Origin of the sequence: Streptomyces indicus (assembly GCF_900100315.1) — a bacterium.
Classification (GTDB): domain Bacteria; phylum Actinomycetota; class Actinomycetes; order Streptomycetales; family Streptomycetaceae; genus Streptomyces; species Streptomyces indicus.
Genome location: NZ_FNFF01000002.1, coordinates 359291 through 379630 on the forward strand (window position 1 = coordinate 359291; position 20340 = coordinate 379630).

Annotated in this window: 18 protein-coding genes; 2 read left to right on the plus strand and 16 right to left on the minus strand. The window is 70.9% G+C overall.

Going from position 1 to position 20340, the window contains the following annotated elements; all coding sequences use genetic code 11:
• Window positions 1-11 precede the first annotated feature (11 nt).
• From BLT97_RS08185 to BLT97_RS08220, 8 genes are all read right to left on the minus strand, one after another.
• Entirely contained in the window at window positions 12-1256 is a 1245-nt protein-coding gene (locus tag BLT97_RS08185; protein ID WP_093608093.1) for an NADH:flavin oxidoreductase, read from the minus strand.
• A 173-nt stretch (window positions 1257-1429) separates the two neighbouring features.
• Entirely contained in the window at window positions 1430-2137 is a 708-nt protein-coding gene (locus BLT97_RS08190) for a winged helix-turn-helix transcriptional regulator (protein WP_245769209.1), read from the minus strand.
• Between the two features lie 128 nt (window positions 2138-2265).
• Window positions 2266-3123, minus strand: a complete 858-nt coding sequence (gene pstB / locus BLT97_RS08195) for a phosphate ABC transporter ATP-binding protein PstB (protein WP_093608095.1) — start codon at window positions 3121-3123, stop codon at window positions 2266-2268.
• 40 nt (window positions 3124-3163) lie between these two features.
• Complete coding sequence (gene pstA / locus BLT97_RS08200; protein WP_093608096.1) at window positions 3164-4069, minus strand: phosphate ABC transporter permease PstA; 906 nt, start codon at window positions 4067-4069, stop codon at window positions 3164-3166.
• Window positions 4069-5019, minus strand: a complete 951-nt coding sequence (pstC, locus tag BLT97_RS08205) for a phosphate ABC transporter permease subunit PstC (protein WP_093608097.1) — start codon at window positions 5017-5019, stop codon at window positions 4069-4071. The genes pstA and pstC overlap by 1 nt, the downstream gene beginning before the upstream one ends.
• Window positions 5016-6002 carry a PstS family phosphate ABC transporter substrate-binding protein gene (locus BLT97_RS08210; protein WP_245769210.1) on the minus strand — a complete coding sequence of 329 codons (987 nt, stop codon included), beginning with the start codon at window positions 6000-6002 and terminating at the stop codon, window positions 5016-5018. Before BLT97_RS08210 ends, pstC begins: the two co-directional genes overlap by 4 nt.
• A 254-nt stretch (window positions 6003-6256) precedes the next feature.
• Window positions 6257-6469: an EF-hand domain-containing protein gene (locus BLT97_RS08215; protein WP_093608098.1), complete on the minus strand. Its 213-nt coding sequence runs from the start codon at window positions 6467-6469 to the stop codon at window positions 6257-6259.
• 96 nt (window positions 6470-6565) lie between these two features.
• Window positions 6566-7480 (minus strand): helix-turn-helix domain-containing protein, encoded by a 915-nt coding sequence (locus BLT97_RS08220; protein ID WP_093608099.1) that lies wholly within the window; start codon window positions 7478-7480, stop codon window positions 6566-6568.
• Window positions 7481-7548: 68 nt separating this feature from the next.
• Between BLT97_RS08220 and BLT97_RS08225 the strand changes: the two genes are divergently transcribed.
• Window positions 7549-8190 carry a GNAT family N-acetyltransferase gene (locus BLT97_RS08225; protein ID WP_093608100.1) on the plus strand — a complete coding sequence of 214 codons (642 nt, stop codon included), beginning with the start codon at window positions 7549-7551 and terminating at the stop codon, window positions 8188-8190.
• 97 nt (window positions 8191-8287) lie between these two features.
• Here the strand turns inward: BLT97_RS08225 and BLT97_RS08230 are convergent, their stop codons facing one another.
• The 8 genes from BLT97_RS08230 to BLT97_RS08265 all read right to left on the minus strand — a co-directional run bounded on the left by BLT97_RS08230 (window position 8288) and on the right by BLT97_RS08265 (window position 17738).
• Entirely contained in the window at window positions 8288-9493 is a 1206-nt protein-coding gene (locus tag BLT97_RS08230) for a YVTN family beta-propeller repeat protein (RefSeq protein ID WP_093608349.1), read from the minus strand.
• A 20-nt stretch (window positions 9494-9513) separates the two neighbouring features.
• Entirely contained in the window at window positions 9514-10281 is a 768-nt protein-coding gene (locus tag BLT97_RS08235; RefSeq protein WP_425442664.1) for a polysaccharide deacetylase family protein, read from the minus strand.
• A 395-nt stretch (window positions 10282-10676) separates the two neighbouring features.
• The gene (locus BLT97_RS08240; RefSeq protein ID WP_093608102.1) at window positions 10677-12224 is read right to left on the minus strand and encodes a choice-of-anchor I family protein; all 1548 of its coding nucleotides are present in this window, start codon (window positions 12222-12224) and stop codon (window positions 10677-10679) included.
• 126 nt (window positions 12225-12350) lie between these two features.
• Window positions 12351-12854 (minus strand): ATP-binding protein, encoded by a 504-nt coding sequence (locus BLT97_RS08245; protein ID WP_093608103.1) that lies wholly within the window; start codon window positions 12852-12854, stop codon window positions 12351-12353.
• Window positions 12855-13173: 319 nt separating this feature from the next.
• Complete coding sequence (locus tag BLT97_RS08250; RefSeq protein WP_093608104.1) at window positions 13174-13947, minus strand: hypothetical protein; 774 nt, start codon at window positions 13945-13947, stop codon at window positions 13174-13176.
• 106 nt (window positions 13948-14053) lie between these two features.
• Complete coding sequence (locus tag BLT97_RS08255) at window positions 14054-14821, minus strand: enoyl-CoA hydratase/isomerase family protein (protein ID WP_093608105.1); 768 nt, start codon at window positions 14819-14821, stop codon at window positions 14054-14056.
• 157 nt (window positions 14822-14978) lie between these two features.
• Entirely contained in the window at window positions 14979-16235 is a 1257-nt protein-coding gene (locus BLT97_RS08260; protein WP_093608106.1) for a L,D-transpeptidase, read from the minus strand.
• 285 nt (window positions 16236-16520) lie between these two features.
• Window positions 16521-17738 carry a L,D-transpeptidase gene (locus BLT97_RS08265; protein WP_425442665.1) on the minus strand — a complete coding sequence of 406 codons (1218 nt, stop codon included), beginning with the start codon at window positions 17736-17738 and terminating at the stop codon, window positions 16521-16523.
• A 223-nt stretch (window positions 17739-17961) separates the two neighbouring features.
• On the opposite strand from BLT97_RS08265, the gene glgX reads away from it, so the two are divergent.
• Entirely contained in the window at window positions 17962-20289 is a 2328-nt protein-coding gene (gene glgX / locus BLT97_RS08270) for a glycogen debranching protein GlgX (RefSeq protein WP_093608107.1), read from the plus strand.
• Window positions 20290-20340 lie beyond the last annotated feature (51 nt).

Here is a 20340-nt window from a genome sequence, read left to right on the forward strand (position 1 = left end):
GGTACGGGGGCTCAGTCCACGTACCCCTCCGGTGTCCCCCACGTCCCGCTCCGGCTGGTCGTCGGGGAGATCAGGACGCAGCGGGTGCCGGTGAAGTTGGTCGGCATGCACTTGTTGCAGTGGATGCACAGGGAGGGCGTGGCCGCGTCCGCCGCGATGCGCCGCACGAGGTCGGGCTCGCGCAGCAGCGCGCGGGCCATGGCCACGAAGGCGAAGCCCTCGCGCATGGCCCGGTCCATGACCGTCCGGTCGGTGACCCCGCCGAGCAGGATCATCGGCAGCCGTACGGCCTCCCGTATCCGCAGCGCGTCCTCCAGGAGGTAGGCGTCGCGGTACGGGTAGCTGCGCAGGAAGCGCCGGCCCACCAGCTTCAGGCCGAGCCGGACCGGCTGCGGGAAGACCTCGGCGAACTCCGCGTGCGGCGCGTCGCCCTTGAACAGGTACATGGGGTTGAGCAGGGAGCTGCCGGCCGTCATCTCCAACGCGTCGACGGTGCCGTCCTGTTCGAGCCACCGCGCCACCTGGACCGCCTCGTCCGTACCGAAGCCGCCGGGGACCCCGTCGTCCAGGGTGAGCTTGGCGATCACCGCGATCCGTCCGCCCACCGCGTCGCGGACCGCGCGCATGACCTCGCGGGGGAAGCGGGCCCGGTTCTCCAGGCTGCCGCCGTACGCGTCCTTGCGGCGGTTGAGCTTGGGGCTGAGGAAGGCGCTGGCGAGGTAGTTGTGGCCGAGGTGCACCTCGACCGCGTCGAACCCGGCCCCGACCGCCCGGCGCGCCGCCTCGGCGTGCGCCTGCGTCACGCGGTGCAGGTCGGCGGCCGAGGCGGGCCGGGTCAGGCCGAGCCCGCGGGGGTCGAAGCGCCGCGACGGGGACAGGGCCGGAGCAGCGTTCGCCCGGGCGTCGGCGACCGGGCCCGCGTGCCCGATCTGCGCGGAGACCGCGGCGCCTTCGGCGTGCACCGCGTCGGTGAGCCGGCGCAGCCCCGGGAGCGCCGCGTCGCTCCAGTGGATCTGGTGCCGGTCGGTACGCCCGTCCCTGCTGACGGCGAGGTAGGCGACGGTGGTCATGCCGACGCCGCCGCGCGCGTAGGCGACATGGAAGCGAAGCAGGTCCTCGGTGACCCGTCCGTGGTGGCTGAGGCCTTCGTAGGTGGCGGCCTTGATGACCCGGTTGCGCAAGGTGACGGGCCCGATCCGTCCCGGCGACAGGACGTCCGGGGGCGGGGGTGCGTCGGGTGGGTGGGGCGTACTCACGTGGCTCTCCCCTCGGTTCGGTTCCCCGGCGGGCTCCGCGCTGCGCACCGCCGGGGCGGCGACCGTAGTGAAGCCGGGCACAAGGCGGAAGAGGCAACCACCGAAGAGACGTCACCGATGAGACGTCACCGAAACGGCGGTCAACGCCCAATGACCGCTCGCCCACCGGGAGTTCACCGACTCACCCGCGCCCCTTCCAGCCGGTACCCCATCCCCCGTATCGCGTCGATCGTGCAGGAACTCCCCCCGTCCTCACGGAGCTTGGTGCGCACGCGGCGGATGTGCACCGTCAGCGTGTTGCTGTCGAGCGTGTCCGTGCCCCACAGCGCCCGGGTCAGCTCGGCGCGGGAGACCACCCGGCCCGCGTGCTCCATGAGGTAGTGCAGGACCATGAACTCCCGTACGGGGAGCCGCAGTCGGCGCCCTCGTACGTGCACGTGGAAGCCGACCGGGTCCAGTTCGATGTCGCCGACGACCAGCGGCCCGTCCGTCCGCGGTGCCCGCAGGAGCGGGATGATCTCCTGGGTGCGGTAGGGGCGCGCGACGAAGGCCGTCGCGCCGGCCGCCACCGCCGCCGAGGCCTCCGCCGCGCCGTCCGCGCCCGCCGCGACCACCACGGGTACGGGATGGAGGCGGGCGACCAGCGCCGTGACGCGGGCGCAGTCCACCACCGGCAGCGGGGCGCCGAGCAGCAGGGCGCGCGGGCGCCGGGCACCGGCCTGGAGCAGCGCCTCGGCGCCGTCGCCGCAGACCACCGTCGCCACGCCTGCCGCCTCGAAGCGGGCGGCCGCGGCGGCGGCCAGCGCGGGGTCCGGGTCGGCGAGCAGCAGGCCGGGCGGTCCTGCGCCGCCCGGCGGGGCGGCGGTCGCGTGGGGGGTCACGTGTGGTCCTCCTTCGGACGGGCCACCAACCGTGGTGCTGCGAGGGCCAGTTGGGTGCGGGGCGCGGCGTGGCGCGGCGTGGTGCGGGCGCCGCACGGGTCGGGTGCGCCGCCGCATGGACCGGGCGGTCAGCCGAAGCGCCCCGAGATGTAGTCCTCCGTCCTGCGGTCGGAGGGGTTGGAGAAGATGCGTGCCGTCTCGTCGTACTCGACGAGCCGCCCGTGCCGCTCGCCCTTGTCGTCCACATCCGCCGTGAAGAAGGCCGTGCGGTGCGAGACCCGGGCCGCCTGCTGCATGTTGTGCGTGACGACGATGATCGTGAACTCCTCGGCCAGCTTCTCCATCAGGTCCTCGATCTTGGCCGTGGCGATCGGGTCGAGCGAGGAGCAGGGCTCGTCCATGAGGATCACCTCCGGCTTCACCGCGATGGTGCGGGCGATGCACAGGCGCTGCTGCTGGCCGCCGGAGAGCGCGAGGGCCGAGGTCTTGAGCTTGTCCTTGACCTCCTCCCAGAGCGCCGCGTGCGTGAGGGTCTCCTCGACGAGGTCGTCGACGTTGCCCTTGAACCCGCCCACCCGGGGCCCGTAGGCGATGTTGTCGTAGATGGACTTCGGGAAGGGGTTGGGCTTCTGGAAGACCATGCCGATCCGCCGGCGCACCTCGATGGGGTCGACCTCGCGTCCGTACAGGTCCTCGTTGTGATAGTGGATCTTGCCGTGCACGCGGGCGGTGGGCACGAGGTCGTTCATGCGGTTGAAGCAGCGCAGGACCGTGGACTTGCCGCAGCCGGAAGGGCCGATCATGGCGGTGATCTGGCGGTCGCCGATGGACATGTTGACGTCGCGCACGGCCTCGTGGTCGCCGTAGAACACGGAGAGTCCGCCGACCTCGAAGACCGCTTCCGCGAGCGAGCGGGCCTGCCGGTAGGAGACCTGGGGGGTGCGGGTGCCGCCGCCGGCGGCTCCGGAGGTGTCGGGGGTCGTCATTGCGGGCTCCAGACGGGGATACGGGGGTACGGCACCGCACTCACCACCGGCGCGCGTACCGGTTGCGCAGCCAGATGGCCAGGGAGTTCATCGCGAGCAGGATCACCAGGAGGATCACGATCGCCGCGGACGCCAGGGCCACGAACTCGGCCCGTGACTGGCTGATCCAGTTGAAGATCTGAATCGGCAGGACCGTGAACTCGCTCTGGATCCCTGTGGGGTTGAAGGTGATGAAGGTCAGGCCGCCGAGCAGCAGCAGCGGCGCGGCCTCGCCGATCGCGCGGGACAGCGCGAGGATCGAGCCGGTCGCCATGCCGGGCACGGCGGCGGGCAGGACCTGCCGCCAGATCGTCTGCCACTGCGTGGCGCCGAGAGCGAGCGAGGCCTGGCGGATGGACTGCGGGACCGCCCGGATCGCCTCGCGCGAGGCGATGATGACGATCGGCAGGACGAGCAGCGAGAGGGTCAGCGAGGCGGTGAGCACCGTCTGGCCGAAGCCGAGCCCCCGGGAGATCACGCCGAGTCCGAGGATCCCGTAGACGATGGACGGTACGGCCGCGAGGTTCTGGATGTTGATCTCGATGACCTTGTTCCACCAGCGGTCCGGATCGGCGTACTCCTCCAGGTAGATGGCCGCGAGGATGCCGGTCGGCAGACAGTAGACGGCCGTGAAGGCGATCACCCAGAGCGTGCCCATGATCGCGGACTGGGCGCCGGCGTTGGTGGGGTCGATGATGTCCGGGAAGTTCGACCAGATACGGGAGTCCAGGCGCGGCCACGCCTCGACCACCACGTACAGGAGCAGGCCCGCGAGGAAGACCACGCCGACCGCGAGCGAGGCCCACAGGCCGAGCCGGAAGAATCGCTCGCGCAGGGGGGTGCCGCGGCCCTTCAGGCGCGGCGGCGGCAGGGCGGGTGCGTCCTGCGTGACGACGGGGGCGCCCATCACTCGTACACCTCCCGGTACTTGCGGACGAGGCGGATGCTGATCAGGTTCATCACCAGCGTCAGGACGAACAGCAGCGAGCCCACCGCGAAGATGGTCTTGTAGCCGATCGAGCCGACCGGGACGTCGCCGATGCCGGCGGCCGCGATGAAGGCGGTCATGGTCTGCATGCCTTCGAGCGGGTTCCAGGACAGGTTGGGACGCAGGCCCGCGGCGATGGCGACGATCATGGTCTCGCCGATCGCGCGCGAGATGCCGAGCACCACCGCGGCCACGATGCCGGACAGGGCCGCCGGGAAGACCACGCGCGTGGAGACCTGCATCCGCGAGGAGCCCAGGGCGAACGCGCCGTCGCGCAGGGCCCGCGGCACCGCGGCCATGGCGTCCTCGGAGAGCGAGGCGATGGTCGGGATGATCATGATGCCCATGACGAAGCCCGCGGAGAGCGCGTTGAAGATCTGCGGCGGCTCGTCGAACCACCAGTGGTCGCGCAGGAAGGGCGTGATCGCCTTGAGCGCGAAGAAGCCGTAGACGACGGTCGGGATGCCGGCGAGGACTTCGAGCACCGGCTTGAAGACCGTGCGGGTGCGCGGACTCGCGTACTCGCTCAGGTAGACGGCCGCGCCGAGCCCCAGCGGCACCGCGACGACCAGCGCGATCAGGGTGATCAGGAGGGTGGCACCGACCAGCGGCAGCACACCGAACTCCGGCGGGTTGAACAGCGCCGCCCACTCCGTACCGGTGAGGAACTCACCGATGCCGATCTCGGCGAAGAAGTCCCGGGTCGGCGGGATGAGGGCGACCACGATCCCGACGGTGGTCAGCACCGAGACCAGCGAGGCGGCCACCAGGAGGACCTTGACGGCCTGCTCGCCGTAGCGCGGCTGGGACCGCTTCAGGAACCCGGGGGTCCCCGAAGCGGTCCGCTGCCTCTGCTGCGGGACGCTCATGACGTGTGCTGTGCACGCAGCTTGTCGAGGGCCGACTTGAGTGCGGTCTCCTGCTCCGTGTTCAGCGGCACGAAGAGGGCCTTCTCCGCGATCTCGGCGTGCTTCTCGACGTAGAACTCGACGAAGGCCTCGACCTCGGCACGGTCGAGTGCCTTGGCGCTGGGGTAGATGAACAGCGGCCTGGACAGCGGCTTGTACGAGCCGTCCTGGACCGTCTCGGTGGTGGGCTCGACACAGCCGTCGCCGGCGTCGACCTTCACGACCTTGAGCTTGTCCTTGTTCTCCTCGTAGTAGGACAGGCCGAAGTAGCCGAGGCCGCCCTTGGATCCGGAGACGCCCTGGATGATGACGTTGTCGTCCTCGCTCGGCGAGTAGTCGGTGCGCGAGGCGCCGTCCTCGCCGTTGATCGCCTCGGTGAAGTACTCGAAGGTGCCCGAGTCCGTGCCGGGGCCGAAGAGCTCCAGCTTCTCGTCGGGGAACTCCGGGTCGACCTGGTTCCAGTTGTTCACCTTCGACTTGGGCTCCCAGATCTTCTTGAGCTGGTCGACGGTGAGGCACTCGGCCCAGTCGTTGTCCTTGCTGACGACCACCGACAGGCCGTCGTTGGCGACCTGGAACTCCTCGTACGCGATCTTCTTGCCCTCGCAGGCCGTCTTCTCCTCGTCCTTGATCGGGCGGGAGGCGTCCGAGATGTCGGTCTCGCCGGCGCAGAACTTCTCGAAGCCGCCGCCCGTGCCCGAAGTGCCGACGGTGACCTTGACCCCGGAATTCTCGGCCTGGAAGAGCTGGGCCGCGGCGGAGGACAGCGGCGCGACGGTGGAGGAGCCGTCGATCCGGATGTTGCCCTTCAGATCGCCGCCCTTGCCGCCTCCTCCTCCGCCGCCGCCGGCGTCCTCGCCTCCGCAGGCGGTGGCGGCGAGCAGAAGGGCGGCGGTGAGGGCCAGCGGAGTCCTGGCCCGGCGCAGCGCAGTGGATGTGTTCACGACTCACGACCCTCGCGTCGGCCGGGGTGTGCCCGGCGCCGTGGACCGGGCTCGGAGAGGGCCCGGTCGGAATACTCCGGATCGAAGTCCTCGGGTGTGAACCCTCGGTGTACGCGGACGCGGAAGGACATGAACGCGGGACAGTCTTTGCCCGTACGTTGTTGACAGTCCCAACTCCGCTTTCGCGGCGGGGAGTTGAGGGCGCGCACGAGAAAGCCCACCGACGCACGCGCGCCGGTGGGCTCAGCTCCTGCTCACTTGTTCAGGTGCGTCCAGAACTCGTCGAAGGAGAGCTTCTTGTCGCCGTCGAGGTCCTGGGCGCGTATGACGGCCTCGGCCACCGACTCGGTGACGTTCCAGTCGCCGCCCTGGGCGAGCGCGGTCTTGAACTCGGCCGCGGTGATGAGACCGTCACCATCCGTGTCGATCCGGTCGAACTGCGCGCGTGCCGCCTCGATGTCGGCCATGGCTTCCACCCCTTCTTGGTGCTGAACTGACCGGGTCAGATTAACGACCCGGATGTACGGGGTCGTCGGGGGCCTCGGCTCGGGGCGACCGGCCTCTCAGCGGCCGAGCTCGGCCTCCAGGGCCGCAAGGACCCAGGCGAACTCCTCCTGGTACCGCGGCCCCTCCGCCACCCCGCGCACGCGCGCGATCAGCTCCCGCAGCCGGGCCACCTCCGCCTGGCTCGCGGACCGCATCAGCTCCAGGACGTGCGCGCGGTCCGCGTCCCCGAGCAGCTCCGCGAGGACCTCCCTGGCGGCCGCCGAGTCGGGTGCCACGCCCCGCCGCCGCGCCTCGCCCGCGTGGTGCACGAGCCGGCTCATGAACCACAGCGAGCTGCCGGGCGGGGTGGCGGGCGTGCGGCCCGCCGCGTTGAACTCGATCACCTCGCGCATCGACCTCCGGAACCCGGGGTCCTGCAACATCTCGGCCAGCTCCACCCAGGCGTCGACCTGCTCCGGCGTGGGGTCCTCGGGCAGGTCCGGGATGCCGAACTGGAGGCGCGTACGGATGTCGGGGTCGGTGGTGTCCAGGCCTCCGAACACCTCGGCGGTGAACTCGTCGACGATGCGCTTGCGTTCGGCGGCGGACAGCCGCGCCAGCTTGTTCATCAGGGTCATCTCCTCTGCGGTCGAACCGCGTGCGGCCACGGTGGCGAGGACGGCCCGGGTCACCTTGAGGCTGCTGATCTGCGCGTCGAGGGCGCGCACATGCCGTGCCGCGACCTGCGCGACCGTGACCTGTCCGGCCAGTACGGCCCGTACGTCGTCCAGGCCGAGGCCCAGGTCGCGCAGGGTGCGGACGAGTTCGAGGCGGGCCACGGATGCGGCGTCGTACAGCCGGTAGTTGCCCTCGCTGCGGGCAACCACCGGCAGCGCGCCCGCGTCCGACCAGTAGCGGATGGTGCGCACCGGAAGCCCGGTGCGCCGGGCGAGCTGCCCGATGGTGAACAGCTCGGGGCCGTCGTCGATCATGGAGAGGAGTCTGTGCCTTCCAGTGGGTGGAGACTCAAGCGGTCCCACTCGATCTCGGGGGTACGAGGATGAACAGCACGCTCGGCCGGATTCTGGCGGACGCGGCGGCCGGCCGCTTCCCGGCGCCGGACGGCACGACCACCATCGTGCCGCAGCCGAACCCGCGCGACGCGGGCGTCATCGCCTTCACGGCCCACTCGGTCGTCTTCACCGACGAGGACCCGGCCTGGGTGCGCGAGACCCTCGCCGCGCTGGACTGCGACGCGCTCGCGGCGACGATGAACCCGCGGTTCCTGGCGGCGTTCATGGAGCGGACGGGGCGGCGTACGGACACGGTCGACCTGATGACCTGTGCGACGCCGTTGAGCGGTGAACTCCCGGTCGCCCTGCGGGAGATCGAGGACGTGGACCATCCGCGGGTGGTCTCCGCGCGCAAGCGTCGCGACGACGTACGGGTGTGGACCGCCGAGGGCGGAGTGCTCACCGTGGGGCGCGGCCTCGGCGGGCGCTGGGAGACCTCGGTCGAGGTGGACGAGGCGGCCCGCCACCGGGGACTCGGGCGCAGACTCGCGCTCGCGGCCCGCCACCTCGTACCGGATGACACCGTGGTCTGGGCGCAGGTATCGCCGGGCAATGCACGCAGCCTGCGGGTGTTCCAGGCGGCGGGGTACCGGCCGATGGGGTCCGAGGCCGTGTTCTTCGCGGGCTGAACATCGCCGTACGGCCAAAGAAGAACCGGGTGCGGGCGCCTCCGAGTAGCGTCCGCACCCGGTGGTCTCCGGGAGGGTCTTCCGTGGACTGCGAGGGTCAGCGGAAGATGCCGGTGTGGCCGAGCGAGTAGCGGCCGGGCTGCGGGTAGACCGCGAGTCCGTGCGGGCCGCCGCCGACCGGGATACGGGCCAGCTGGACCCCGCTGTGCGTGTCGATGGCGTACACCTCGGAGTCGTAACGCCCCGAGAGCCACAGCACGTTGCCGTCGGCCGAGACGCCGCCCATGTCCGGGGAGCCGCCGTCCGGCAGCCACCACTTCTTGGTGAGCTTGTTCTTGCCGAAGTCGAAGACGGAGATGGAGCCCTCGCCGCGGTTGGGGATGTACATCTCCTTGGAGTCGCGCGAGATGTACAGGCCGTGGCAGCCCTTGCCGGTCGGCATGAGCTTCGGCGTCGTGAACTTCTCGCCGTCGAGGACCCACATGCCGTGCGCCATCATGTCGGCGATGTAGAAGGTCTTGCCGTCGGGCGAGATCTTCACGTCCTGCGGCATCGCGCCCTCGAAGGGCAGCTTCATCTGGCCGACGACCTTCATCTTCTCGGTGTCGACCTTGAGCAGTTCGGCCGAGAACTCGCAGGACACGATGAAGTAGCGCCCGTCGAGCGAGAAGTCGGCGTGGTTCACGCCGTAGCAGCTCACCGGCTCGGTGTGCTGGCGCTTCATGGTCTGCGGGTCGCGGAAGACCAGCTCGCGGTCGAGCGAGGCCATCACGATGGCGTGCTTGCCGTTCGGCGTGAAGTAGAGGTTGTACGGGTCGTGCACCTCGACGTCGGCGCCCTTGCGCTTGGCGGTGCGCGGGTCGAGCGGGGTGAGCGTGTGCCCGCGGTTGTTGTTGACCCAGAGGGTCTTCATGTCCCAGGACGGCACGACGTGCTGGGGCTGGGTGCCGGTCTCGATGGTGTCGACCACCTGGAAGGTGTTGGGGTCGATCACCGAGACGGTGTTGTCGTTGGTGTTCGGGACGTAGACCCGTTCCTTGACGGTCTTCATGAACGGCGACAGGTTGTTCGGCCGGTTCGCCGCGTAGAGGTCCTTGGGGTTCTCCACCGGCGGCATGCCGGGCAGCCCGTAGACGGGCTTGGGCCCGGCCGGCTTGAGTGCGGCCTGCTGGGCGGCCGGGTCCTTGGCCGGCTGCTCCGGGCTGCCGCAGGCGGCGAGCGCGGCCGCCGTGGCGACCAGGCCGGCGGCGAGCAGCCGGGTCCGGTGCGAGGTGGCGAGGCGGGTCCTGTCCGCGGGTCTCATCGGGTTCTTGTACGGGGGTCTCATGAGGTCAGCAGCTCCGTGGTGGTCACCGCGCTGAGGTCGCGGCGGGCGAGTTCTTCCAGGACGGCCGGGAGCGCGGCGACCGTGTCCGCGTACCCGAAGTGCAGACTCACCACGGATCCGCCGCGCACCGAGCCGGTGACGTTGCGGACCACGGCCTGGGCGCCGGGCGAGGTGAAGTCCAGGGAGTCCGTGTCGTACGACAGGACGTGCGGGTAGCCGGCCCGGCGGGCCAGCTTCTGTACGAGCGGGCTCGCCTGCTGCGTACGGGAGGGGCGGAACCACGTGCCGATCGAGCCGGTCAGCCGGCGCAGGCGGTCCGCGCAGCCGGTGATCTCGGCGAAGGCCTCGGCCTCGGAGAGCTGGTTGATGTCGAGGTGGCGCAGGGTGTGGTTGCCCAGTTCATGGCCGCCGTCGAGGATGCGGCGGGCGATCTCGGGATACCGGTCGAGCCAGCTGCCGACGGCGAGCACCGTGACGCGGGCGCCGGCCTGCTCGGCCTGCTCCAGGAGCCGGCGGGCGGTCTTCGGGTCGCCCTGGCCGTGGAAGGTGAGCGCGACCTGGCGCTTGGTGCGGGGGCCGTGCTCGATCTGGGCGGGGAGGCCGGGGAAGCGGCGCGGTCCGGGCGCGGGCGGCGGGGCGGACGGGCGGGCGGACGCCGGCGCCTCGGGGGCGGGCCGGCCCGCGGAGCAGGCCGTGCCGAGCGGGCTCCCGGCGAGGGCGAGCAGGGCGGCGGCGCGCAGAGCACCGCGGCGGTCGGTGGTCACGGCGCCCATTTAAAGGGGCTATCGCATAAAAGGTAATGATTGACCCAATTCGGGACTGTCGCGGGTCGCGGGCCCCGAGGGCGGCCCAGCCGCCCGGCCACTCACCGTTCAGCTTGCGGAGCGCTTATTTAGCCGATGTTTACAAGGTCAGTGCTCCATCTCACCAAAGATTCATTATCAAACTGTCAGCATTTGTGCCGCTATGTCCAAGTAAGGACCTTTGGCTTGGAGACCCCCCGTCTGCCATAGTCGGAGACACGCGATGCCCATTGACCCGAGCATTCGCCCATACGACCGTGGATCACACCCCCCAAGATCCGCGGCGCACGCAGAAGCCCCCAAGGCAGCCGTCACCCCCGGCGCGATGGGGGCTTCTGCATGTCCGCGTCCGGGACTCAGCGCCCGAGCTCGTACGTGGTGGTCGTCTGGCTGCCCTCGTTCGCGACCAGGAGCAGCGGCTCGCGGGTGGGCGAGGCGTACGCCGGGACGAAGCTGACGCCCTCGGGCGAGGCGTCGCCCGCGGTGCGGGTCCAGCCCTGGAAGCGGGGCTTGCGCGGGTCGGTGATGTCGAAGGTCATCACGCCGCCCGGGCGCTCCAGGAGCACGAAGGCGTACGTGCGGCCGTCCACCTCGCCGACCGTCAGGCCCTCGGGCTCGGGGCCCTTGTTGTCGCTGCGCTTGTCGAAGTCGCCCTCGCCCTCGGCGTTGAAGTTCGCCGGGTCGATCTGCGCGGTGAGCCGCTCCAGGAGGTCGCCGCTGTCCCAGACGAGGCGGCCCTCGGCGTCACGGATCGAGAAGGAGCGTCCGCCGGCGGAGTACAGCGGGCCGCCGGGCCCGGCCGGCGCGGAGTTCAGCACGTCGAGGCGGCCCATCGCCTTGTCGTCGAGCAGCGCGGGGTCGAAGCCCTTAGGCAGCAGCGCCGGGTCGAGGTCGGCGAGCCGGGTGAGGTCCTCGTAATCTCCGTACTCGCGGGCGTCGCCCTCGTTCGCGACCACGTAGTACGTGCGGCCGCGGCGCTCGAACGCGGCGGCCGCGTCCGGCATGTAGACGCCGAGCAGCGGGCGCGTGGTGATGGCGATCGCGCCGTCCTTGTCGCTGGTGTCCAGGCCGTTGCCGGACCGGGAGTGGTCCTTGTACCCGAGGCCCGTGAGGTCGGTGACGCGGCCGGAGCGCAGGTCGACGGTGGCGACGGCGTTGTTCTCCTGGAGGGTCACGTACGCCTTGCGGGAGTGCTGGTCGACGGTGATGTACTCGGGCTCCAGGTCCTGGGCGACGCTCGCGCCCGGGCCGCTGATCCGCACGCTCGGGTCCAGACGGCGGTGGTTGTACGCGCGGAAGTCCGCGGTCCGCGTGGCGGCGCGCTGCCAGCCGCGCGAGAGGTCGACCAGCGTGACGCTGCCCTCGGGGTCGGTGTCGCCCGCCGCGTAACCGCCGGGCTCCCCCTCGTCGGCGACGAGGACCGTGTCCCCGTCCTTGCTGAAGGTGACCATGTCCGGGCCGTATCCGGCGGGCAGGGCGCGCAGGACCCGGCCGTCGGGGCGCAGCAGGACGACGGTGCCGCGCGTGGCCGCGTCGGCGCTCTCCACGGCCACCGCTATGAGGCCGTCGTGCGCGGCGACGCTGGTGACCGCGCCGTCGCCGTACGCGGACAGGTCGACCGTCCGTACGCGGCGCGGGAGTTCGGCGTCGGCGACGTCGACGATGTCGAGCGTCAGGGTGTCCGCGCCGGTGACGAAGGCGTGCCGCGAGGTCCTGTCGTACGCGACGATCTCGGCCGCCTGCGAGGAGAACGTCGACAGGTGCCGGAGCTCAAGTGGCCGCTGGTGGGCGGGGGTTCGGTCGGCCTCGGCCGCGGCGGGCGCGGCGGGGGACGCCACGGCGGTGAGCGAGGAGACGAGAAGGGCGGCCAGGGAAGTGCGGGCCGCGCGCCGGGTGATTCGCATGGGCGCATCGTTCAGCCGGTGGTTGAACGAGCGGGGATGCGGCGGCTGAACCGCCGGGGAACGGAAGGTGTTGCGTGGGCGGCCGACGGGGCTCCGGAGCTCGGGTCACGGGATGCGGAGCCCGGGTCAGCGGTCGGAGATCCGCATTTCGAACCAGGTGGTCTTGCCGCGCGGCAGCAGGTCGACACCCCAGCGGTCGGAGAGCTTGTCGACGAGGAAGAGGCCGCGGCCGCTCGTGTCCATCTCCTGCACCGGCATCAGACAGGGCAGTCCGCGGGAGGGGTCGCGCACCTCGATACGGATCCAGCCGCGCCGGCGCAGCATGCGTAACCCGAACACCCGCGCCCCGGTGTGCCGAACGGCGTTGCCCACGAGCTCGGAGACGAGCAGCACCACCGCCTCGGTGATCTGCGGGCTCAGGCCCCAGTGGCGCAGCACGACGATCTGGGCGAGCCGGCGGGCCGTGCCGGCGGACTCGGGACGGGACGGGAGCGGGACCTCGTCCTCCGTGGGGTTGCCGAACAACTCCAGGGCCCTCAGGGCCCGTTCGTCCTCTACGGCAGGGGTCCACCGCGACACGGTCGCGCTGCCGTGTGGCCGTGTGTGTTCGCCGCTCTCCAGCCCCGCCATGCCCCCATCATGGCGTCAGCGGGGCCCCCTTGGAGCCCTTACGCGAGAAGTCACATCGCGGAACGGGTGGTTCCGCAGGGCGCGTTCGGCATATGCCTACGGCACTTAAGGCGCCGTCGCGGCCCGCGTGACCTGCGATGACACCCCGCTGCCGGGAGATCACCCAGAGTTTTGGCCAAGGCAGGCTTAAGGCTTTCTTAAGGTTCTTATAAGCCGGAGGTGAGGGCGCCGGACGTCAACCGGCCGCCCTCACCTTCACCAACTGGGCGTGCTGCGGGCCGAGTTGGACCGCGGCACGCCCCGTCGGCGGGTCAGCGGCTCACTGCACGACGACGTGGTCACCCGGCGCGTAGGAGACCCCGGTCGTGGAGTTGCCGTAGTACGCCCAGCGCCAGGTGCCGGTCCGGTCGGCCTTCACCGTCGTCCTCAGTCCGCCCGCGCTGTCCGCGTACACCATCTTGACCGTGGTGAAGGAGGTGGCGCCCGCGGGCTTGAACTGGAGGTTGACGTGCCGGCCGCCGTAGCCGGCGTACTTGTTGGTGTCCCAGTTGGCGCGGGTGATCTTGCCCGTGACGGTGATGGTCCTGCCCTTGGCGACCGGCTCCGGGGAGGCGTTGACGGTGAGGTGGGAGTTGCGCTTGACGTGGACGGTGAGGTTCTGGGCGTCGGTGTCCTCTGCGTCGCCCGCGAGATACGCGCGCCCCGCCACCTTCCAGGCGCCCGCGTACTCGTTCCCGAAGTCCCCGTGGGCCGGATCGATCGTCAGGGTTTCGGTGAAGTCACAGGCACCCCTGGTCCCGCTGTCGCAGTCGCTGGACACCAGCAGGGAGTGCCACAGCTCGTTACTGGACGACGTGCTCCCGCGGTACAGGTACACGTGCGCCGAATCCCAGTAGCGCTCGGCCGTCATACGGAAGGAGGCGGGTACCTCCACCTCGTTCGCCACCCCGACCACGACCGCCTTGCCCTTGTTCACCGTGACGCGCGAGAACGAGATCCCGTTCTCCGCAGCCCCGGCCGGAGCCGCCGCCACCGCCGTGAACACCGCAGCCGCACCGCCGGCCACGGCGAGTCTCCATGCGCTCTTCCCCATCTGATCCCCGATCCCCTACGGAAAGACGCCGGAGGATCATCCTCCGGCGCCTTTCAGACACCCGGCACCCGCAAGGGGTTGCACACCCGGGGGTCACGAACAGGGATCAGGCGAACTTCGCCTTCCCCGGCCCCTCCTCCACGAAGCTGCGCATCCCGCGCTCGCGGTCCTCCGTCGCGAACAGGGCGGAGAACCAGGTGCGTTCGATGGCGAGGCCCGTGTCGATGTCCGCCTCCAGTCCCGCGTCGATCGACTCCTTCGCGGCGCGCAGGGCGATCGCCGGGCCCTGGGCCAGCTTCGCGGCCCAGGCGTGCGCCTGCTCGTAGACCTCGGCGGCCGGCACCACGCGGTCCACCAGGCCGAGTTGGAGCGCCTCGTCGGCCTTGACCATGCGGCCGGTGAAGATGAGGTCCTTGGCGCGGGACGGGCCGATCAGGCGCGACAGGCGCTGGGTGCCGCCGGCGCCCGGGATCAGGCCGAGCAGGATCTCGGGCTGGCCGAGCTTGGCGTTGTCGGCGGCGAAGCGGTAGTCCGCGCACAGGGCCAGCTCGCAGCCGCCGCCCAGCGCATAGCCGGTGACGGCGGCGACGACGGGCTTGGGGATACGGGCGACGGCGGTGAAGGCGTCCTGGAGATCGCGCGAGCGCAGGACCATCGCGGTGTGGTCCATCGCCTGCATCTCCTTGATGTCCGCACCGGCCGCGAACACCTTCTCACCGCCGTAGAGGACGACGGCCCGGATGTCGTCGCGTGCGGTCACCTCCTCGGCGACCACCTTGAGCCGGTCCTGGAGGGCGACGTCGAGGGCGTTCATCGGCGGACGGTCGAGCCGGATGGTGCCGACGCCCGCGCTGACTTCGAGGTGGAGGGTCATGTACGGAGGTTAGCGGCCGTTCACGCACGGAGGCCCGGTGCGCTTCGTCACAGCGCGGAACCCGCACTGGGCGGCTCCGCCGCCACGCCGCTTCGCCGCTCCGCGGCGAGGGGGGTGCGGGGGCTGACGTCCCCGCACCCCCCTCCTCACAACGACGTCACTTCTCCCACTTCTCCCACGGGAGGTTCCACACGTTCAGGCCGTTGTGCCACGCGATCGTGTCGTCCTTGGAGTTCTTGATCGTGACCACGTCGCCGATCATCGACTGGTCGTAGAACCAGGCGGCCGGGGTCTTGCCGTCGTAGCCGCCGCGGACGTCGCGGATGCCGACGCAGCCGTGGCTGACGTTGGCCGAGCCGAAGGTGGAGGCGGACGCCCAGTAGTTGCCGTGGATGAAGGTGCCGGAGGTCGACAGACGCATCGCGTGCGGCACGTCCTTGATGTCGTACTCGCCCTCGCCGTCCGCGTCCGTGAAGCCGACCGTCGCACCGTTCATGCGGGTCACCTTGTGCTTCTCGGTGATGACCATCTGGCCGTTCCACGAGGGCGTGGCCGGGGCGCCGGTGGTGATCGGGATGGTCTTGATGACCTTGCCGTCCCGCTCCACCGTCATCTTCTTGGACTTGGCGTCCACCGTGGAGACCTGGCTGCGCCCGATGGTGAAGGTGATCGACTTGTTCTGCGAGCCGTAGACGTCGGGCCGGCCCTCGACCCCGTCGAGGTTGAGCTTGACGGTGACCTTCGTGCCGGGCTTCCAGTACTCCTCGGGGCGGAAGTCGAGCCGGTCGTTGCCGTACCACTTGTGCCGGATCTCGACGGCGGGCTCGGCGGTGACCTCGATCGCGTCCTCGACGGCGTCGGGGTTCGTGATGCCGCGCGTGAAGTTCAGCGAGACCGGCATGCCCACGCCGACCTTGTCGCCGTTCTCCGGCGTGAAGTGCCCGACGAAGGTGTTCTTCGGGGTGAGCGTCGTGAAGGTGGTGTCCTTCGCGGACGTACGGCCTTCGGCGTCCTTGGCCGTGGCGTGCACCTTGTACTTGGTGGACGCGGCGAGGTGGCTCTCGGGCTTCCAGGTGAGACCGTCCTTCGCGATCTCGCCGGGTATCTCGTTGCCCTTGCTGTCCTGGACCTTGACCTCGCTGAGCTTGCCCTTCTCGGCGGTGACCTCGAGCGCGCCGCTCGTCGCGACGTCCTTGGCACCGTCCTTCGGGGATATCTCGACGACGGCGACGGACGGGGTGTTGGGCTTGGCCTTGCCCGCGCCGTCCTTTTCTTCCTTCTTGCCGCCCCCGTCACCGCCGCCACCGCAGGCCGTCACGGCGAGCAGCAGCGAGCCGGTGATCAGTGCCACCGATCCCCGGATCCGGCGCCCTCGCGCACCAACCGACGCCCCCGATATCGGTCGCCCGTTCACGTGTCGTTCTCCCCTCGCACGGCCTGGTCAGGCCTGCACCCCTGGCTGCGCGTTCGCGCGCATGCGCAAGGGGTATCACACGGGCTCGTGGGCCCGCTCCCCCGGGATGTCACTGTTCCGTCCCAACTGGGCGGGTGGGCAGCGGCTTTGTCCCGGGGTGGGTGCCGGTTGCGGCCTGGGGACGCTTCCGGTCGCGGACGCGAGGCGGGCGCCGGTTGCGGCCGAGGACGGGGTTCCGGCTGCGGTCCGGGGTGCGCACGAGCGGGCGCACCCCGGACCGGGAGGTCAGCGCGGGACGCGCCCCTGGCCCTTGCCCCGCACGGCCAGGGCCGAGCCCTTCTTCCACTTCGGCCAGGACATGTTCCAGCCGCCGAGCCCGTTGTCGGGGGCCACGGTCTTGTCCTTGGAGCCGACGACCTCGACCACGTCGCCGATCAGCGAGCGGTCGAAGAACCAGCCCGCGGGCGTCTCCGCGCTGCCGCCCTTGATGTCGCGCAGGCCCACGCAGCCGTGGCTGACGTTGTCGCGGCCGAAGGTGGAGGCCGGCGCCCAGTAGTTGCCGTGCAGGAAGGTGCCGGAGGTGGTGAGGCGGATGGCGTGCGGCACGTCCTTGATGTCGTACTCGCCCTTGCCGTCGGAGTCCGTGAAGCCCACGGTGGCCCCGTTCATCCGGGTCACCTCGAGCATCTCGGTGATCACCATCTTCCCGTTGTACGTGGTGGTCTTCGGCGCTCCCGCGGTGATCGGCACCTTGGACAGGAGCTCGCCGTCGCGGCGTACCTCCATGGTGTGGTTCGCCGCGTCCACGAGGGAGACCTGGCTGCGGCCGACCGTGAACGCGAAGGTCTTGTGCTGGAGGCCGTAGACACCGGGCGCCGCCTCGACGTCGCGCAGGTGCAGGTCCACGGTGACCTTGGTGCCGGGCTTCCAGTACGTACGGGGCCGGAAGTCCAGGCGGCCCGAGCCGAACCAGTGGCCCACGATCTCCACCGGCGGCTGCGCGGTCACCTTGACCGCGCGCTCGACGGCCGCCCGGTTCTCCACCTCGCGGTTGAAGTCGAGGGAGACGATCATGCCGGTGCCGACGGTGGAACGGTTCTCCGGCTTCACGTAGGCCACGAAGCGCTCGTCGGGGACGTACGTGGTGAACGTGGTGTGCCGGGCCGAGCGGCGGCCGTGCCCGTCGAGGGCGACCGCGTCGATCTCGTACTTCGCGGCGAGCGCGAGCCGCGGGTCGTCCGGGGTCCAGCGCAGGCCGTCCGCGGAGATCCGGCCGGGCACCGGGTACTCCTGCGCGTCCTGGTACTTGACCACCTTCACGGTCTCCAGGCGCCCGCTGGGCACCTTGACCTCGATGCCCTCCTCGGGCCGTACCCCGCGCTCGCCGTGCGCGGGACTGACGCGGATCGGCTCGGTCTCGCCCTTGCCGAGCATCTCGTCGAGCCGGAAGCCGTCCGCCGAACACCCGGCGAGCAGACTCCAGCTGATCACTGCGGCGGCCACGGCGTGCAGCGCGCGCCGGGTCCGTCGGCCGGCACCCCTGTCGTTTTGTCTCACGTTGTCCCCAACGACGGGCCCCCTCCTGGGGAAACGTGAGGGCGGGGCCGGTTGGGGGCACAACTGGGGGAAGAGACAGCGAGGACCGCACGGGGGGCCGCGGCCGGGACGCCGTACGCCCGCCGGGTGCGGTCGCTCCGATGCACGCTGAGCCGCGGGAGGCTGACAGGTGTCGAGGGCACCCGAGCAAGAGGCGCAGCAAGAAGAGGCACGGCGAGGGGACCACGGAGAAGCGCGGCAGGGGGCGGCGGAGGGCGGTACGCAGGTCGACCGGCTGCTCGGGGCCGCGGCCGTACGGGAGCAGGCGCGGCGCGGGCGGGAGAGCCCGCTGCCCACGCTGCCGGTGTGGCCGGGGACGCCGACACCGCTGGGCGCGCGGTTCCGTACCGGCCCCGACGGTGTCGCGGGCACCAACTTCGCGCTGTGGGCAGGCGGCGCGGAGGCGGTGGAGCTCTGCCTCTTCGACGAGCAGGGGCGCGAGACCCGCTGCCCGCTGACCGAGCTGACGCATGAGATCTGGCACGGCTTCGTGCCCGGGGTGCAGCCCGGGCAGCGGTACGGGTACCGGGTGCACGGGCGCTGGGACCCGTGGACGGGGGCGCGCTGGAATCCGGCGAAGCTGCTGCTCGATCCGTACGCGCGGGCCGTGGACGGTGACTTCGGCACGTACGGGCGGGCCGCCGAGGTGTACGGGCATGTGCGGGACTGGCCCGAGCAGCATGTCGCGGACACGGTGCGCGACGACCGTGACTCGGCGCCGTTCGTGCCCAAGGGCATCGTCGTGCACGACGACGGCCCGGACGAGTGGGCCGAGGACCGGCGGCCGAAGACGCCCTGGGCGGACTCGGTGATCTACGAGCTGCACGTCAAGGGGTTCACGCAGCTGCACCCGGATATACCCGAGGAGCTGCGCGGCACGTACGCGGGGCTCGGCCATCCGGCGGCGATCGAGCATCTCGTACGGCTCGGGGTGACCGCGGTCGAGCTGCTCCCGGTGCACCAGTTCGCGCACGAGGACCATCTGCTCAAGCGGGACCTGCGGAACTACTGGGGGTACAACTCCATCGGCTACTTCGCGCCGCACGCGGGATACGCGGCCGGCGCGACGACGGGGGCGCAGGTCGGCGAGTTCAAGGACATGGTGCGGGCGCTGCACGCCGCCGGGATCGAGGTCATCCTCGACGTGGTCTACAACCACACGGCGGAGGCGGGTGAGTTGGGGCCCACGCTGTCGCTGCGCGGGATCGACAACCGCGGCTACTACCGGTTGCAGGGCGATCCGCGGCGGTACGCGGACTACACGGGCTGCGGCAACACCCTGCACGTCGTGCAGCCGCATGTGCTGCGGCTGATCACGGACTCGCTGCGGTACTGGGTGACCGAGATGGGCGTGGACGGTTTCCGCTTCGATCTGGCGGCCGCGCTCGCCCGCTCCTTCCACGACGTGGACATGCTCTCGCCCTTCCTCGCGGTCATCGCCCAGGACCCGGTGCTGCGGCGGGTGAAGCTGATCGCCGAGCCGTGGGACGTCGGGTCCGGCGGCTACCAGGTGGGGTCCTTCCCTCCGCTGTGGACCGAGTGGAACGACCGCTACCGCAATGCTGTACGGGACTTCTGGCGCGGGGCGCTGCCCGATGTGCGCGACCTCGGCTACCGGCTGTCGGGGTCCAGCGACCTGTACGCGTGGGGCGGGCGCAGGCCGTACGCGTCGGTCAACTTCATCACCGCGCACGACGGTTTCACGCTGCGGGACCTCGTCTCGTACGAGCGCAAGCACAACGAGGCGAACGGCGAGGGGAACCGGGACGGCACCGGCGACAACCGGTCCTGGAACTGCGGGGCCGAGGGCGAGAGCGACGACCCGCGCATCCAGGCGCTCCGGCGCCGCCAGCTGCGGAACCTGATGACCACGCTGCTCCTGTCGACCGGGGTGCCGATGCTGGTCGCGGGCGACGAGCTGGGGCGGACGCAGGGCGGGAACAACAACGCGTACTGCCAGGACAACGAGACGAGCTGGCTGGACTGGTCGCTGCTCGAACAGCCGGGCTGGAAGGGGCTGTTCGAGCTCACCTCGCGCCTGATCCGGCTGCGGCACGAGCATCCGGTGCTGCGCCGGCGCTCGTTCTTCTCGGGCCGGGCGCACTCGGCGGACGGTCTCAGGGACCTGGCCTGGTTCACGGCGTACGGCGAGGAGATGACCGAGAGCGACTGGTACGCGCCGGCCGCGACGCTCGGGATGTACCTGTCCGGGCGCGACATCCCCGGCCGGGACGCGCGCGGCGCCCCGGTGGTCGACGACAGCTTCCTGGTCGTGCTGCACGCCGCGGACCGCCCGGCGAGCTTCACCCTGCCGGGCCCGCCCTGGGCCACGTCGTACGAACTCGTCCTGGACACCACACGCGAGGACCAGTCGAGCGCCCCGGGCACGACACACACGGCGGGGGCCGTGGTGACGGTGCCGGCGCGGGCGGTGCTGCTGTTCCGGGTGGCGGGATAGCGGCAGCCGGGTGGGGTGCGCCGGGCTCCGTGGCGGGGGTGGCCGGGGCTG